The sequence below is a fragment of the Flagellimonas algicola genome, assembly GCF_005937185.1.
Taxonomy (GTDB): domain Bacteria; phylum Bacteroidota; class Bacteroidia; order Flavobacteriales; family Flavobacteriaceae; genus Flagellimonas; species Flagellimonas algicola.
This window is the reverse complement of the sequence record NZ_VCNI01000002.1, coordinates 1,632,211-1,645,695: the sequence shown is the minus strand read 5'-3', so window position 1 is coordinate 1,645,695 and position 13,485 is coordinate 1,632,211. Positions and strand designations below refer to the sequence as shown.

The 13,485-nt window shown below is 42.1% G+C and carries 17 protein-coding genes; 9 read left to right on the top strand and 8 right to left on the bottom strand.

Annotation, left to right across the window (positions count from 1 at the left end):
* Positions 1 to 24: 24 nt before the first annotated feature.
* Positions 25 to 354 (bottom strand): hypothetical protein, encoded by a 330-nt coding sequence (locus tag FGG15_RS16175; protein ID WP_138838107.1) that lies wholly within the window; start codon positions 352 to 354, stop codon positions 25 to 27.
* A 167-nt stretch (positions 355 to 521) separates the two neighbouring features.
* On the opposite strand from FGG15_RS16175, the gene FGG15_RS20110 reads away from it, so the two are divergent.
* Entirely contained in the window at positions 522 to 683 is a 162-nt protein-coding gene (locus tag FGG15_RS20110; protein WP_161991984.1) for a DUF5522 domain-containing protein, read from the top strand.
* Between the two features lie 69 nt (positions 684 to 752).
* Entirely contained in the window at positions 753 to 1,340 is a 588-nt protein-coding gene (locus FGG15_RS16170) for a DUF4136 domain-containing protein (RefSeq protein WP_138838105.1), read from the top strand.
* 86 nt (positions 1,341 to 1,426) lie between these two features.
* On the opposite strand, the gene FGG15_RS16165 is transcribed toward FGG15_RS16170, so the two are convergent.
* A complete protein-coding gene (locus tag FGG15_RS16165; protein ID WP_138838103.1) occupies positions 1,427 to 1,894 on the bottom strand; it encodes an Lrp/AsnC family transcriptional regulator in 468 nt (155 codons plus the stop codon).
* A gap of 158 nt (positions 1,895 to 2,052) precedes the next feature.
* On the opposite strand from FGG15_RS16165, the gene FGG15_RS16160 reads away from it, so the two are divergent.
* Positions 2,053 to 3,819 carry an aromatic amino acid hydroxylase gene (locus FGG15_RS16160; RefSeq protein ID WP_138838101.1) on the top strand — a complete coding sequence of 589 codons (1,767 nt, stop codon included), beginning with the start codon at positions 2,053 to 2,055 and terminating at the stop codon, positions 3,817 to 3,819.
* Here FGG15_RS16160 and FGG15_RS16155 read toward each other — a convergent pair.
* The 4 genes from FGG15_RS16155 to alaS are packed head-to-tail and all read right to left on the bottom strand — an operon-like array spanning position 3,787 to position 8,676.
* Positions 3,787 to 4,413, bottom strand: coding sequence for a DUF4230 domain-containing protein (locus FGG15_RS16155; RefSeq protein WP_138838099.1), 627 nt, complete (start codon positions 4,411 to 4,413; stop codon positions 3,787 to 3,789). The two genes, FGG15_RS16160 and FGG15_RS16155, sit on opposite strands and share 33 nt — an antisense overlap.
* Complete coding sequence (locus FGG15_RS16150) at positions 4,410 to 5,393, bottom strand: GSCFA domain-containing protein (RefSeq protein ID WP_138838097.1); 984 nt, start codon at positions 5,391 to 5,393, stop codon at positions 4,410 to 4,412. The genes FGG15_RS16155 and FGG15_RS16150 overlap by 4 nt, the downstream gene beginning before the upstream one ends.
* A gap of 1 nt (position 5,394) precedes the next feature.
* The gene (locus FGG15_RS16145; protein ID WP_138838096.1) at positions 5,395 to 6,048 is read right to left on the bottom strand and encodes a hypothetical protein; all 654 of its coding nucleotides are present in this window, start codon (positions 6,046 to 6,048) and stop codon (positions 5,395 to 5,397) included.
* Positions 6,049 to 6,051: 3 nt separating this feature from the next.
* On the bottom strand, positions 6,052 to 8,676 hold the full coding sequence (gene alaS / locus FGG15_RS16140) for an alanine--tRNA ligase (protein ID WP_138838095.1): 2,625 nt from the start codon (positions 8,674 to 8,676) through the stop codon (positions 6,052 to 6,054).
* 105 nt (positions 8,677 to 8,781) lie between these two features.
* On the opposite strand from alaS, the gene FGG15_RS16135 reads away from it, so the two are divergent.
* The 6 genes from FGG15_RS16135 to FGG15_RS16110 all read left to right on the top strand — a co-directional run bounded on the left by FGG15_RS16135 (position 8,782) and on the right by FGG15_RS16110 (position 12,446).
* Positions 8,782 to 9,759, top strand: coding sequence for a M23 family metallopeptidase (locus FGG15_RS16135; protein ID WP_138838094.1), 978 nt, complete (start codon positions 8,782 to 8,784; stop codon positions 9,757 to 9,759).
* Positions 9,759 to 10,088 (top strand): MerR family transcriptional regulator, encoded by a 330-nt coding sequence (locus tag FGG15_RS16130; protein WP_138838093.1) that lies wholly within the window; start codon positions 9,759 to 9,761, stop codon positions 10,086 to 10,088. Before FGG15_RS16135 ends, FGG15_RS16130 begins: the two co-directional genes overlap by 1 nt.
* A 27-nt stretch (positions 10,089 to 10,115) precedes the next feature.
* Complete coding sequence (locus FGG15_RS16125; protein ID WP_138838092.1) at positions 10,116 to 10,715, top strand: LemA family protein; 600 nt, start codon at positions 10,116 to 10,118, stop codon at positions 10,713 to 10,715.
* 2 nt (positions 10,716 to 10,717) lie between these two features.
* The gene (locus FGG15_RS16120) at positions 10,718 to 11,155 is read left to right on the top strand and encodes a TPM domain-containing protein (RefSeq protein WP_138838091.1); all 438 of its coding nucleotides are present in this window, start codon (positions 10,718 to 10,720) and stop codon (positions 11,153 to 11,155) included.
* Positions 11,136 to 11,921, top strand: coding sequence for a TPM domain-containing protein (locus tag FGG15_RS16115; protein ID WP_138838090.1), 786 nt, complete (start codon positions 11,136 to 11,138; stop codon positions 11,919 to 11,921). The genes FGG15_RS16120 and FGG15_RS16115 overlap by 20 nt, the downstream gene beginning before the upstream one ends.
* 87 nt (positions 11,922 to 12,008) lie before the next feature.
* A complete protein-coding gene (locus FGG15_RS16110; protein ID WP_138838088.1) occupies positions 12,009 to 12,446 on the top strand; it encodes a hypothetical protein in 438 nt (145 codons plus the stop codon).
* Between the two features lie 18 nt (positions 12,447 to 12,464).
* Here FGG15_RS16110 and FGG15_RS16105 read toward each other — a convergent pair whose 3' ends face one another.
* Together FGG15_RS16105 and FGG15_RS16100 are read right to left on the bottom strand one after the other, a co-directional pair.
* Positions 12,465 to 12,935: a nuclear transport factor 2 family protein gene (locus FGG15_RS16105; protein ID WP_138838086.1), complete on the bottom strand. Its 471-nt coding sequence runs from the start codon at positions 12,933 to 12,935 to the stop codon at positions 12,465 to 12,467.
* A 27-nt stretch (positions 12,936 to 12,962) separates the two neighbouring features.
* Complete coding sequence (locus FGG15_RS16100; protein ID WP_138838084.1) at positions 12,963 to 13,370, bottom strand: nuclear transport factor 2 family protein; 408 nt, start codon at positions 13,368 to 13,370, stop codon at positions 12,963 to 12,965.
* Positions 13,371 to 13,485 lie beyond the last annotated feature (115 nt).

Genomic DNA, 13,485 nt, shown 5'->3' with positions numbered 1-13,485 from the left:
ATTGGGAACCAACAATCTTGAAAATTAACGCGTCAAATAGTTCAAAAAACTATAGGGTTTTCTCTGGAATATATACTCCATATCATCCTCATTGGCGTAGGCCTCACGTTCAAAACTGATATTTTGGTAGGCCCTATAACTGTCCAGATATAAAACCGTTCGCAGTATCCATTCGGTAATATAAAGGAAATAGAAAGGTATGATGAGAAGTTCCCGTTGCTGTTTCAGGTGAATACGCTCATGGTTGATCAATACATCGTCTTTCCTAAGAGCACCTTCCTTTAAAATGATAAAGGGCCATAAAGACAAGCCTACATAGTTGCGATAAAAGAAATGTTTAAAGACTAAAATCAAATCGAATTATCATAGGTTTCCTACAAATATAACTTTTGTGGCCTCACAACTTTGGAATACATCGATAATAAGATTAACAATTTCGGTGAATAACGCAATCCTTACCATGTCATGCCTTTCATCGGAATAGCTTAATTTTATATGGTATAGGACAGGATTCATCATAAATGAAGGAGCTCATTCCTCTTGAAGAGGGCGATTATTACTTATCCGAAGAAGGATATAAGGTGTTTACAAAACAATACCATCTTAAAAGGGGTTATTGTTGTGAAAGTGGTTGCCGACACTGTCCCTATGGCTACGATAAAAAAACAAATCGCCAGCGTTAATAGTATGTTCGGCATAATATTTGTGACTTATTTTTAGTCTTTTCTGTTGAACTCAAAAGTAAAATTGATATGAAAAATGTAAAACTTCTCACCTTGGTCGCATTAGCGGCTACATTTATGGTTTCCTGCTCTTCTGTACGCGTGGTTTCCGATTATGATACCCAAACGAATTTTGGCGAATATCAAACCTATGCCTTCTACAAAACCGGCATTGATAAGGCCCAAATATCAGATTTGGACAAAAAACGAATTCTAAAGGCTATTGAGACGGAAATGACTTCCCGTGGCTTTGCCAAATCCCAAAAACCCGACGTGCTGATCAGCATTTTCACCAAGGAACGTGAACGTGTAGATGTGTATAACAACAACTTTGGATGGGGTGGCGCATGGGGCGGCTTCTACAATCCCTGGGTCTGGGGTCCTGGTTGGGGCTGGGGCTGGGGAGGAGGCTTTGGAAACAATGTAAGCACCCGTACTGAAGGCTCCCTGTACATTGACGTTATTGATGCCAACAAAAAAGAACTGGTTTGGCAGGGACGCGGCGTAGGGACGCTTAACAATACCAAGAACATTGAAAAGAAAGAGGAGCGAATCCGTGCGTTTGTTTCACATATTTTAAAAGAATATCCTCCGATGCCAGCGGTGGCATCCAACTAAAAAAAGATAAGTAGAACGAAGAGTCTGTAGTAACTGGTTTGGAGTTTATTGCGGTTGATAAGTGAATTGGATTCTTCGTTCTCTTTTTACAATAACGGAAAGCTTGTTTGGTTTTTCACTTCCTTTAGGACAAAGGCACTTTTTACCGCCCCAATGTTGGGCAATGATGCAATTTTGGTCTTGGCAAAATTGTAGTAGGCATCCAGGTCTTTTACAATGACCTTAAGTAAAAAGTCAAATTCCCCTCCCACCACAAAACATTCGGTTACTTCTGCAAATTGTTTGACCTGGTCTAAAAAGTCATCCATCAAATGGCCTTTTTGGGCCTCCAAGGATACAAAACTAAACACGGTAATACTGTGTTCAATCTTCTCCTTGTCAAGGATGGCAGCATAATTTTTGATGTAACCCTCCTGCTCCATTCTTCGGATACGTTCGTAGACGGGTGTCTTTGTTAATCCCAGCTGCTCCGCAATGGTTTTGGCGATGGTCTTGGCATCTTTTTCCAATATTTTTAGAATCTCACGATCAATGGAGTCCAAGCGTTCCTGCATATTTTCCTGTTTGGGTATTCAATTTATCATAAAATTAGACATAATTACTATATTTTATAAGTCTAATAGACTTTATTCCTATATTTTATTTGATTAACAGTGCTTAACCTATATTTTGTAACTTTATATAGCACATATACCTATATTTTATTCAATCAATGAAACAAGAAGCCTACGAAAGCAATCCTATTTTGGACAAGCTTCCAGAACACCTGAAGCAGTTCATTAAACCGCAGAATTATGAGGAATACACCCCCATAGATCAGGCTGTTTGGCGCTATGTGATGCGGAAAAATGTGGATTACTTGAGCAAAGTAGCTCACAAATCGTATGTGGAAGGATTGGAAAAGACTGGAATTTCCATTGACAATATTCCTAATATGTATGGAATGAACCGCATTTTAAAGGAAATTGGATGGGCTGCCGTAGCAGTGGATGGATTTATCCCTCCAGCCGCTTTTATGGAGTTCCAAGCCTACAATGTTTTGGTCATCGCTTCGGATATTCGCCAATTGGAAAACATTGAATATACACCTGCTCCTGATATTATTCATGAAGGAGCTGGACATGCCCCCATTATTGCCAATCCGGAATATGCAGAATATTTGCGAAGGTTTGGGGAAATTGGCTGCAAGGCCATCTCCAGTGCCAAGGATTATGAGCTATACGAAGCAGTACGGCATCTTTCCATTATAAAGGAAGCGGCCGGCACCCCTCAATCAGAAATAGAAAAAGCAGAAAAACACATTGAACACTTGCAGGAAAATATGGGAGAACCCAGTGAAATGGCCCTCATCAGAAACTTGCATTGGTGGACCGTGGAATATGGTTTGATCGGGACTGTTGAAAATCCAAAAATTTACGGAGCAGGACTGCTTTCTTCCATCGGTGAGAGCAAATGGTGCATGCAACATGATGTGCAAAAACTACCGTATACCCTGGAAGCTGCGCAAACCGCATTTGATATCACCAAACCCCAACCTCAATTGTTCGTGACCCCACATTTCGCACATTTGAGTCAAGTACTGGAGGATTTTGCCAATAGCATGGCATTGCGTACAGGTGGCCTTGAAGGGGTTCAAAAACTTATTTCCTCCAAAGCCCTTGGAACTTTGGAATTGAGCACGGGTCTACAAATTTCTGGAACGTTTGGAGAAGTAATTGAACACCAAGGAAAACCCATTTATATCAAAACCAATGGCCCAACAGCGTTGGCCTACAGGGATAAAGAGTTGGTAGGGCATAGCACTTTGGACCATGCGGATGGATTTGGCTCTCCCATTGGAAAGCTGAAGGGTATTAATCTTGCCATAGAAGATATGAGCCCGCGCGACCTAAAAGCCTACAAGATTTTTGAAGAGGAACAGGTCACTCTTAAATTTGAAGGTGGTGTAAAAGTGGAAGGTACCATTGTGACCGGAACCCGAAACCTTCAAGGAAAAATTATTCTGATCACCTTCAAGGATTGCAAAGTAAGTTATCAAGATGAAGTGCTGTTTTTGCCCGAATGGGGTCTGTATCATATGGCCGTTGGACAAGATGTAGTCTCAGCCTATAATGGCCCAGCCGATTTGCTAAGTTTTGACCTCATCACCCACAAGATTACAGAAACGACAATCAAAAAGACCAGGGATAATCAGCGTTTAAAGCTTGAGGCCCATTACAAGAGGGTTCGTGATTATCGAGATGGTATCAATACCTTCATTTCAAGAGGCAAGCTTTTTGAAGAAGTCAAAGAAGAATTCCCAGAAGATTGGCTGCTACCGGTTGAACTCTACGAACTGGCCAGAAAAGGACAGCGGGACGAGTTGGCCATTACCATCAAATCCCATTTGGAAGAAGTAAAAAAATCACGTCCAGAGGTTGGGCATTTGATTGACGACGGGTTACAATTAATCGACCAAAGTTTTGCCAAGGTCAAGTAGTTCATTGGTCGAAGCAATTGGTTTTTCTTGATAGGTAAGTCTCCAACCCATCGAATTTGACAGCACATAAATCCGCGAAAGCTCGTTCAACAACCTGTTCTCAGCATTTGATTTTAGGGATGAAGCCTCTATTTTTTTTCGGAGGGATTCGTTTACATTTTCCTTAATGGCATTATAGTCCTCTGCCCCAAAAGGATTAAAATAATCCGCCGTTACATCATAATATTCAAAATCCGGATTAATGGTAATCTCCGGCTCTGGTATAGATAAAATCCTAATGGTTTTCTCTGCCTCTATCACTTCAATTTCCAATTGGGAAAGGTCATAGGAAATGATGGCTTGGGCATTGGCCACGACTAATGCTTTTTTGTCCGCGGTGACCAAACTTCCAAACAACTCCTTAGAATCTGCATAATTATATACTTCCGAAAAATGTCCTTCAGTCACAATCAACTTAGAGACATTTTTCAACTCCTGTTGAATAAGCAGGGAACTCTCCGTTAACAGGGCCTTATCCTGATTGTAATCCGTACAAGATTTGTAAATCAATATGGAAGTAAGGGCAATCAATGCCCCCAGGAGTATTTTTTTCATGGTTCAAAATGCATAAAGGGGTATCGCTCCTTAAGATACGTGATTTTAGCCTCTAGCGACGTTCTGAACTTTTGATGCCCTTCAGATTCTGGGTTAAATGGTCGATGTTCCAATCCTTTTTGAATGCCTTCCACCTCTTCCATTACAGGGTAAATTTCTTCAGAAATCCAAACCGATTTGAACCGCTCCCAGATATAGTCAACCGCCAATTCGTTGGGATGGATCAGGTCCTTAGCATAAAACCGATAATCCCGTAGCTCATCCATCATGATTTCATAGCTTGGAAAATAATGACCTCTCAACTTCCCCTTCGACTGGCTCAGGGTGACATCTCGAGATGAGAAAAGACCGTGCAGTGCCGCAATTAGGTGTGCCTTGCTCCGTTGATTTTCCACAAAGCCGTCTTTGAGATGGCGAACAGGCGATACCGTGAAAACAACGGTAGCCTTTTTGTTTACTTCTGAAACGCATTCCAAGGTTCGTTCTAAGCTAGATTCAATTTCTTTGATCGTCAACAATTCCTTGCCAAACTCCTTTTGGGGCGCCTTGTGGCAATTGGCCACTATTTTTTGGGTTGAATGGTTTCGATAGACCCAAGCTGTCCCCAAGGTGATCATTATATGCGAAGCTGAACGAAGCCATTTTTGTGTCTCCTGTAAAGTCGAATTTAAATTTTCAAGGAGTGAATCTTTAGAATTTGCTGCTAAATCCGAATGCGCGTCAAAACAGAGCCATCTCTCATCCTGTTCAAATACTTCTTGTGGTTGGTAGGGTTGTTCCTGTACAGCCCGGGTGACCAAATTCTCGATGGCCAGCGGGTGAAACAGAATCCCAAAGGGATTTAGTTTGGTTTGGAACTGGAAATATTCCAGTTTCGTCCCCATGTTTTCCACAAAACAGGAGCCCAGCAATAAGATTTTGCTTGTGTAATCAATGGGGTTGCCAATCGGTTCGAGTGGTATTTGGGTCTGTAGTTTCATGCTACTCGCAATTTCCAATGTTCTCGATCATATCCCGATATTGATTTTCCAATTGCTCTTCCAATTGACCCATAAAGTTTAACACCCGAATCAAATCATCAATGGACTTGTTCCCCAAAGCTTCTGTAGCCTTCTTGAGCTCGCTTTTAACCAAGTTCTGGGTATGATATATTCCCTGAAGCTCATAAAGGCAATCATATCCAAATTCATGAAAGATTCCTGTGGATTTTGAGATTTCCCACGCAATGTTGCTCAAATCCGTGATTTCCAAAAATATGGTCGTATCTCCTTCGTATTTGTACTTTCCATTTCCTACCGAGACCGAGTCTATGGTCTCTATCAAATCAGGATATGAATTCACAAAAGCATTCCATCTTTGTGGTGTCAAGAGCAGTTCATCTTCATCGTTCTTTAGGCTGTCCAATTCTTGGAAAAATTTGGGGATTTTTTGGTTTTCGGTGTGATTTTCCGCCAGCTGTTCCAAGTTAGCTTCCAATTCAACCTTAATTTTGGTCAGTGCAATCTCCTTGTTTTTCTGGATAGCTCTTGAAGCATTCCAATCGTTGAACCAAATGGCCAAGTTAATACCAACAAATAACAAAAGGATTTCTCCAAAAATGTATTTCCAGTTGATATGCTTTAGCTTAAAGGGCACTTATTATGTGGTTGCTTTTACAATTTCAAGAGCATTATCCAATGCTGTGGGAATACCGGACGGGTTTTTACCTCCCGCCGTGGCAAAGAAAGGCTGTCCACCTCCTCCACCTTGGATGTGTTTTCCCAATTCACGAACAATGGCTCCCGCGTTCAATCCCTTGTTGGACGCCAATTCTTTGGAAATGTAACAGGATAAAAGTGCTTTTCCATCGTTTTCAGCTCCGAGGAGAAGGAAAAGATTGTTAATTTGCCCGCCCATTTCAAAGGCCAAATCCTTGATTCCGGCGGCATCCAATTCTACCTGTTTGGCTAAGTATTGGATACCATTTACATCCTGCAATTCAGAAATCAGTTGATTTTTAAGGCCTTTGGCCTTATCCTTCAACAATTGCTCCACCTGCTTTTTGAGCGCATTGTTTTCGTCCTGTAGTGCAGTCACCGCCTTCACCGGGTCTTGGGCTTTGTTCAATAGATCCTTAATCTCGAAAAGCATACGATTATTGGAAAAGTAGAATTCCTTAACCGCATCTGAGGTAATGGCTTCAATCCTTCGGATACCGGCTGCTACCGCTCCTTCGGAAACAATTTTAAAATGCCAGATATCCGAGGTGTTCTTTACATGGGTGCCTCCACAAAGTTCAATGGACTGGCCAAAACGAACAGTCCGGACGGTATCCCCGTACTTTTCCCCAAACAGGGCCATGGCACCTTGGTCCATTGCCTCTTTCAAAGGAATGTTCCTATGCTCTTCCAAAGGCAATTGCCCTTCAATTCTTGAATTGACAAAATTCTCCACATCCCGAAGTTCTTTGGTGCTCAACTTGGAAAAATGGGAGAAATCAAAACGCAAATACTTGGAATGTACCGCAGAACCTTTTTGCTCCACGTGGGTTCCCAACACCTCTCTTAAAGCTTGGTGCAATAAATGGGTTGCCGTATGGTTGCTAGCCGTACGCCAACGTTGTTTTTGATCCACAGCCGCCTTAAAGGTTCCCGAGATGTTTTTGGGCAGATTTTCCGTAAAATGTACTATCTCGTTGTTTTCCCTTTTGGTGTCGATGATATAGACCACATCGCCATTGGATGCTTCCAAGTAGCCCTTATCGCCAACCTGTCCGCCACCTTCAGCATAAAATGGAGTTAGATTGAAGACCAATTGATACTGATCGCCCCCTTTTTTGCTGGTTACCTTGCGATACTTGACTACCTTCACCTCAGATTCCAGTTGATCATAACCAATAAATTCTTGCTCCGAGTCCTCCAAAAGTACCGTCCAGTCTTCCTTGGACACTTCTGAAGCAGCCCGGGAACGGTCTTTTTGGGCTTTTAGGGCTTTTTCAAAACCTTCGGTATCCAACTGATATCCCTTTTCTTCCAAAATCAAGGAAGTCAAGTCAATAGGAAACCCAAAAGTGTCATACAATTCAAAGGCTTTTTGCCCATCAATGGTTTTATCCTTGGCGGATTTAATCACCGAATCCAACAAGACCAAACCTTGCTCCAAGGTGCTCAAAAAAGAACTTTCCTCCTCCTTGACCACGTTTTCAATAAGCTGATATTGCTCCCGAAGTTCTGGAAACGCTTTCCCCATGGTTTCTCCCAACACCTTTACCAAGCGATAGATAAAAGGCTTGTTGGTTCCCAAAAAAGTAAATCCATAGCGGATGGCCCGTCTTAAAATCCTTCGAATAACATAGCCTGCCCCATTGTTGCTCGGAAGTTGTCCATCAGCAATGGAAAAGGCCACTGCCCTTATGTGGTCTGCCACCACCCTGATGGCAATATCGGTTTCCTCGTTTTTGCCGTATTTCTTACCGGTTATGGTCTCAATTTCCCGAATCAAAGGGGTAAATACATCCGTATCATAGTTGGACTGTACACCTTGCAAGACCATGCATAATCTCTCAAAGCCCATTCCAGTGTCTACATGTTTTTCTGGAAGGTTTTCCAATTGTCCATTGGCCTTCCTGTTATATTGCATAAACACCAGGTTCCATATTTCCACTACCTGGGGATGGTCTTGGTTTACCAAGGAGGCACCTGGAACCTTGGCTTTCTCTTCCTTAGATCGTATATCCACATGGATTTCGGAACAAGGACCGCAGGGACCTTGGTCGCCCATTTCCCAAAAATTGTCCTTTTTGTTCCCCATAATGATTCTGTCCTCAGGAACTATGGCCTTCCAAAGCTCAAAGGCTTCCTTGTCCATCTCCAAATTATCTGCATCATCACTGCCCTCAAAAACAGAGACATACAGACTATCCTTGTCAATTTTATAAACTTTGGTAAGCAATTCCCATGCCCACTGAATGGCTTCTTTTTTAAAGTAATCCCCAAAACTCCAATTGCCAAGCATCTCAAACATGGTATGGTGATAAGTATCCTTACCTACCTCTTCCAAATCGTTATGTTTTCCGCTGACCCTAAGACATTTCTGGGTATCTGTGACCCGCTTGGATTTGGGGATGGAGTTTCCCAAGAAAAACTCTTTGAACTGGTTCATTCCCGCATTGGTGAACATCAAGGTGGGATCATCCTTCATGACCATGGGAGCCGAAGGAACAATCTTGTGTTTTTTATCCTTGAAAAAGTGTAAAAAATAGTTTCTGACTTCTTGGGATGTCATCGGAAATGCTAGGGTTTTATTAAATTTAACACTTTAAGCAAAACAATTTTTATATTTGTTTGTTCTCCTTAAAAAGAATGCGCAAAAATAGGATAAAATCCCTACATGTCTAAAGTTAAGTACTATTACGATCCGGATACTCTTTCTTACCGAAAGATTGAACCCAAAAAGTCCAAAAAGTACCGAAATTTTCTCTTTTTCCTGTTGGGTTCTGCTTTATTTGGTATTCTTGGATTGATTGTCCTTCTTAACACCAGTTGGTTAAATACGCCCAAGGAACTTTCCTTGGATCGAGAGGTACGCAATTATGAGCTTCAATTTGAGATTTTGACCAAAAAGATGGAACAAATGGAGCAGGTTTTGGCCAATATTGAGGATAGGGACAACAATATTTACCGCCTGTACTTTGAAGCTAATCCCATACCCGAAGAACAACGCAGGGCAGGTTTTGGAGGAATCAATCGATATAAATCCTTGGAAGGGTTCAATAATTCTGAAATCATTATCAATGCCACGCAACAGTTGGACATTATTCAAAAGCAAATGGTGATCCAATCCAAATCCTTGGATGAAATTGCCAAGCTGGCTGAGGAAAAAGAAAAATTGTTGGCTGCAATTCCCGCCATTCAACCGGTACGTAATGAAGATTTAACCCGTATGGCTTCTGGCTACGGTTGGCGTTCCGATCCCTTTACCAAGGCTAGAAAGATGCATTGGGGTATGGATTTTACCGCTCCAAGAGGGGTTCCTATCTATGCCACTGGAGATGGTGTGGTAAAACGAGCAGACAACAGATCTTCAGGATATGGAAAGCATATACGCATAGACCATGGTTATGGTTATATGTCGCTCTACGCCCATTTGAGCAAATACAATGTAACCAAAGGGCAAAAAGTAAAGCGAGGAGACCTCATTGGCTTTGTAGGCAATACAGGTCGCTCAGAGGCCCCACACTTGCACTACGAAGTCTTTAAGGACGAGGAACGGATCAATCCGATCAACTTCTACTACGGAAGTTTGACGGCGGAAGAGTTTGAAAACATGCTCAAGTTCGCCAATCAAGAGAATCAATCCTTGGATTAATGCACATAGACCTCCCGGAAAAACGATATTATGGCATTGGCGAAGTGGCCAAGGCTTTTGGAGTTAACACCTCCCTGATTCGTTTTTGGGAAAAGGAATTTGATGTGCTCCAGCCCAAAAAGAATGCCAAGGGCAACCGTAAGTTTACTCCCCAAGACATCAAGAATTTGCAGTTGATCTATCATTTGGTCAAGGAAAGGGGCTTCACCCTTGAGGGCGCCAAGATCCATCTGAAGGAGGAAAAACAAAAAACCCTCTCCAATTTCGAGGTCATTCAGAAACTACAAAAAGTGAAGGCCGAGCTGCTCAAGATCAAGGAACAACTATAACTATATAAAACACTAAAAACCAAGAAGATGAAAAAAGGCATTCTTGCTGTGATTGTAATAATCGTGCTCGCCGTTATTTTAGGTGGATGGTACGTTAGAACCAACAATACGCTGGTAGATATGAAAGGCCAGGCCACCAAACAATGGGCCAATGTGGAAAGCTCGTATCAACGAAGAAGTGACTTAATTGGCAATTTGGTAAAAACGGTCCAAGGCGCTGCAGATTTTGAAAGAGGAACACTAAAGGATGTTATTGAAGCCAGAGCCAAGGCCACCTCAACTACCATAGATGCCAACAATATCACCCCTGAGCAACTAGCGGAATTTCAACAAGCACAGACCGGACTTTCTTCCGCCCTTTCAAGACTGTTGGTCACCGTAGAGCGCTATCCCGACTTAAAATCAAATCAAAACTTTTTGGAACTTCAGTCCCAATTGGAAGGTACAGAGAACAGAATCAATGTGGAGCGAAATCGCTTTAACGATATTGCCGGAGAGTACAACATCAAAATTCAAAAAATACCCACCAATATTATTGCAAGCATTGCCAATTTTGACCCATTGGCCTTGTTCAGTTCCAATCCTGGTGCCGAGAATGCACCTGATGTTAATTTCGATTTCAATTAAACATGTCCAAAGTAGAGGATTTCCTAACGTATGAGGAAGAACAGGATATAGTGACTGCTATTCTTGAAGCCGAGAAAAGCACTTCTGGTGAAATACGAGTTCATATAGAATCCTCAGCCAAAATGGATCACTTTAGCCGTGCCCAACAGCTATTCCATTTCCTAAAAATGGACAACACCAAGGAAAGTAACGGTGTACTGCTGTACGTTGCGGTTGAGGACAAAAAATTTGTAATCTACGGTGATACCGGAATTTACAGGGCGGTACCCAAAGGGTTTTGGGAATCCACCAAGGAGGTTATTTCCAATCATTTTAAAACTGGGGATTTTAAACAGGGCATTGTAGAGGGTGTGCAGCGCGCCGGGAAGGAATTGCAGGTTCATTTCCCTTGGGACCAGACAGACACCAACGAATTGAGCGATGCCATATCCAAAGGTTAACCTACTCCTCGCTTTCTTTTTTACCACCATTACATGGGGGCAGTTTACCATACCGGAAAAACCCCAAAAACAAACCAGTGTCTACGACTATGTAGATTTATTGCCCGCCCATCAAAACAAGGCTTTGGAGCAAAAACTTATTCGATATTCGGATAGTACCTCCACCCAAATTGTGGTGGCCATTATTGGCACCACCCAAGGGGAGGACATTACCTACCTTGGGGCTCAATGGGGGCATAACTGGGGCATTGGCCAAGCGGATGAGGACAATGGTGTATTGATACTGTTAGCCAGGGATGACCGAAAAATTGCCATTAATACGGGTTATGGCGTAGAAGGCTCCCTTACGGATTTTATGTCCAAGCGCATTATTGAATCCGTTATTATTCCTGAATTTAAAAAAGGGGATTATTATGGGGGACTGGACAAAGGCACCGATGCCATTTTTCAGGTATTAAATGGAGAATTCAAAGAAGGTCGAAGCTTTGGAAATGATACTGGATTTCCTTTTGAAAAACTGCTTCCCCTGATTATTTTTCTTATCGTTTTGATCATCCTCTTCCGAAAGGGCAAAAACAACCGTGGGGGCCGTGGTGGAGGGCGAAGACGAGGCCCTGATATCTGGGACATGATTATTTTGAGCAATATGGGTAGAAGTTCCGGTTCCTCCGGTGGATTTGGAGGTGGGGGATTCGGCTCAGGTGGCTTTGGCGGAGGTTTCGGCGGTGGCGGATTTGGGGGCGGTGGTGCCTCTGGAGGATGGTGATTATTACCCAATAGTCTGGGAATTGGACCTGGAACCCTTGTAAAAAGCAACTTTTTTGCTAAATTTTATCTAAATATAAACTTCGCCATGTTTCGTAGACTAGTTATCTTGATTTTACCTACCCTCCTATTGCTGTCGTGTTTGAACTCTGACGATGCCAACTGTTCTGATTTATGCCCAAGGTTGGGTGTTTTGGCTTTTGATGTGCTTTTAGATGGCAACAACGTTTTTGACAATGGCACCTACAGCATCAATGATGTGACCATAGATGATGAAAACACCCAATTTTCATTGGAGTCCATTTCTAGTCCCATCCTGTTGGTTCAAGACCCTGATTGGAGTGAGGGCTCTTTTAATTACTTCGTTAGGCTAAGCGACGAACACTCCTTTACGGTAAATGCTACCTTCGAGCTTTCACAAGCAACAGAGTGCTGCAGCCCTATTCCAGTTCTATCAGCAATTAGGATAAATGATATTAATCAAGAGGTTCCCCTAACTGATGGGTTGGCTACTGTTAATTTATAAGGTAATAAACTTAGATAGTTAATTCATAGGCGAACTATGAGTGGCTATTGCCCTAACTTTACCTTCCTTTTTCTGGTATACATCGGTAAACCGCAAATTTAAGATTGTGGTGTCCTGTTTGTCGGCCCCTAAAATCACCATCCTTTCCCATCCCCTAATCACGGCAATATCGTCATAAAGTTTAACCTTCAGGTCGTGATACTCAATTTCGTCAAATGAATAATCCGCTTGACTAAACTCATCAATAGTGGTAATTTTATTTGTGGTTTTTCCATCGCTGGATCCGGAATATTCCCAGGTATCATCCAATACTTCTATAAGTGGACCGGCATCACTTTTTAAATAGGCATTAGTCCAGGTATGAAGCAGGTCCAGGGCCTCCTCTTCGGTTATTTCATCTACTGTTTCCGGCTCAATAATCGGCTCGGCCGTTTGTTTGCAAGCAGCAAATACAAGCATTGCCGCCATGATTAAAGCAGTTCTTATCATTCAAAAAAAGTTATTGGGATTTATGACTTAGTCTAAGCGTTTATAGAAAATCTTGTTCACAATTTTCCACTCTCCATCAATTTTGAGCAGGTTCATGAAATCCACAAAGGTGAAATCTGGATATTCCAGTTCCAATCGAGCGTTGGCAGCATGCCCTGAGACCGTGATTTCTGCTATTCGGTTCTTGCGGTTTATCCGATCACCAGTTTTCATCCCGCTGAAAAACTCCAGTGCATTAACTTCTTTATAGCCCTCTTCGGTGATGTATTTCATGGTGGCCGTTTCATGAAACGCCTTTTTTAAGGTATTGAAGTCCCTATTGGACCCACCTTCCATATAATAGCCCAAGGTTTGTTCAATTAATTCATAGTCAGATTGGGCATTTACCATTCCTATAATCCCGAGGGAAAAGAGGCAAAGAAATAGATTTCGCATGATGTTCGTTTTTAGGTTGTTGTATGAATTTCAAGATATTGTTTTTGAAAACCATTTGAAATGGCCAAATCATAAATTTTTCATAAGGTTCCGTCCATTCAAAAAGGCCATCCGT

Bases quoted from the DNA above. Each gene is read 5' to 3' on its own strand.
- FGG15_RS16170 (WP_138838105.1), top strand. From the start codon at position 753: ATGAAAAATGTAAAACTTCTCACCTTGGTCGCATTAGCGGCTACATTT.
- FGG15_RS16155 (WP_138838099.1), bottom strand. From the start codon at position 4,413: ATGAAAAAAATACTCCTGGGGGCATTGATTGCCCTTACTTCCATATTG.
- FGG15_RS16160 (WP_138838101.1), top strand. From the start codon at position 2,053: ATGAAACAAGAAGCCTACGAAAGCAATCCTATTTTGGACAAGCTTCCA.
- FGG15_RS16120 (WP_138838091.1), top strand. From the start codon at position 10,718: ATGTCCAAAGTAGAGGATTTCCTAACGTATGAGGAAGAACAGGATATA.
- FGG15_RS16100 (WP_138838084.1), bottom strand. From the start codon at position 13,370: ATGCGAAATCTATTTCTTTGCCTCTTTTCCCTCGGGATTATAGGAATG.
- alaS (WP_138838095.1), bottom strand. From the start codon at position 8,676: ATGACATCCCAAGAAGTCAGAAACTATTTTTTACACTTTTTCAAGGAT.
- FGG15_RS16165 (WP_138838103.1), bottom strand. From the start codon at position 1,894: ATGCAGGAACGCTTGGACTCCATTGATCGTGAGATTCTAAAAATATTG.
- FGG15_RS16115 (WP_138838090.1), top strand. From the start codon at position 11,136: ATGCCATATCCAAAGGTTAACCTACTCCTCGCTTTCTTTTTTACCACC.
- FGG15_RS20110 (WP_161991984.1), top strand. From the start codon at position 522: ATGAAGGAGCTCATTCCTCTTGAAGAGGGCGATTATTACTTATCCGAA.
- FGG15_RS16105 (WP_138838086.1), bottom strand. From the start codon at position 12,935: ATGATAAGAACTGCTTTAATCATGGCGGCAATGCTTGTATTTGCTGCT.
- FGG15_RS16110 (WP_138838088.1), top strand. From the start codon at position 12,009: ATGTTTCGTAGACTAGTTATCTTGATTTTACCTACCCTCCTATTGCTG.
- FGG15_RS16150 (WP_138838097.1), bottom strand. From the start codon at position 5,393: ATGAAACTACAGACCCAAATACCACTCGAACCGATTGGCAACCCCATT.
- FGG15_RS16125 (WP_138838092.1), top strand. From the start codon at position 10,116: ATGAAAAAAGGCATTCTTGCTGTGATTGTAATAATCGTGCTCGCCGTT.
- FGG15_RS16135 (WP_138838094.1), top strand. From the start codon at position 8,782: ATGTCTAAAGTTAAGTACTATTACGATCCGGATACTCTTTCTTACCGA.
- FGG15_RS16130 (WP_138838093.1), top strand. From the start codon at position 9,759: ATGCACATAGACCTCCCGGAAAAACGATATTATGGCATTGGCGAAGTG.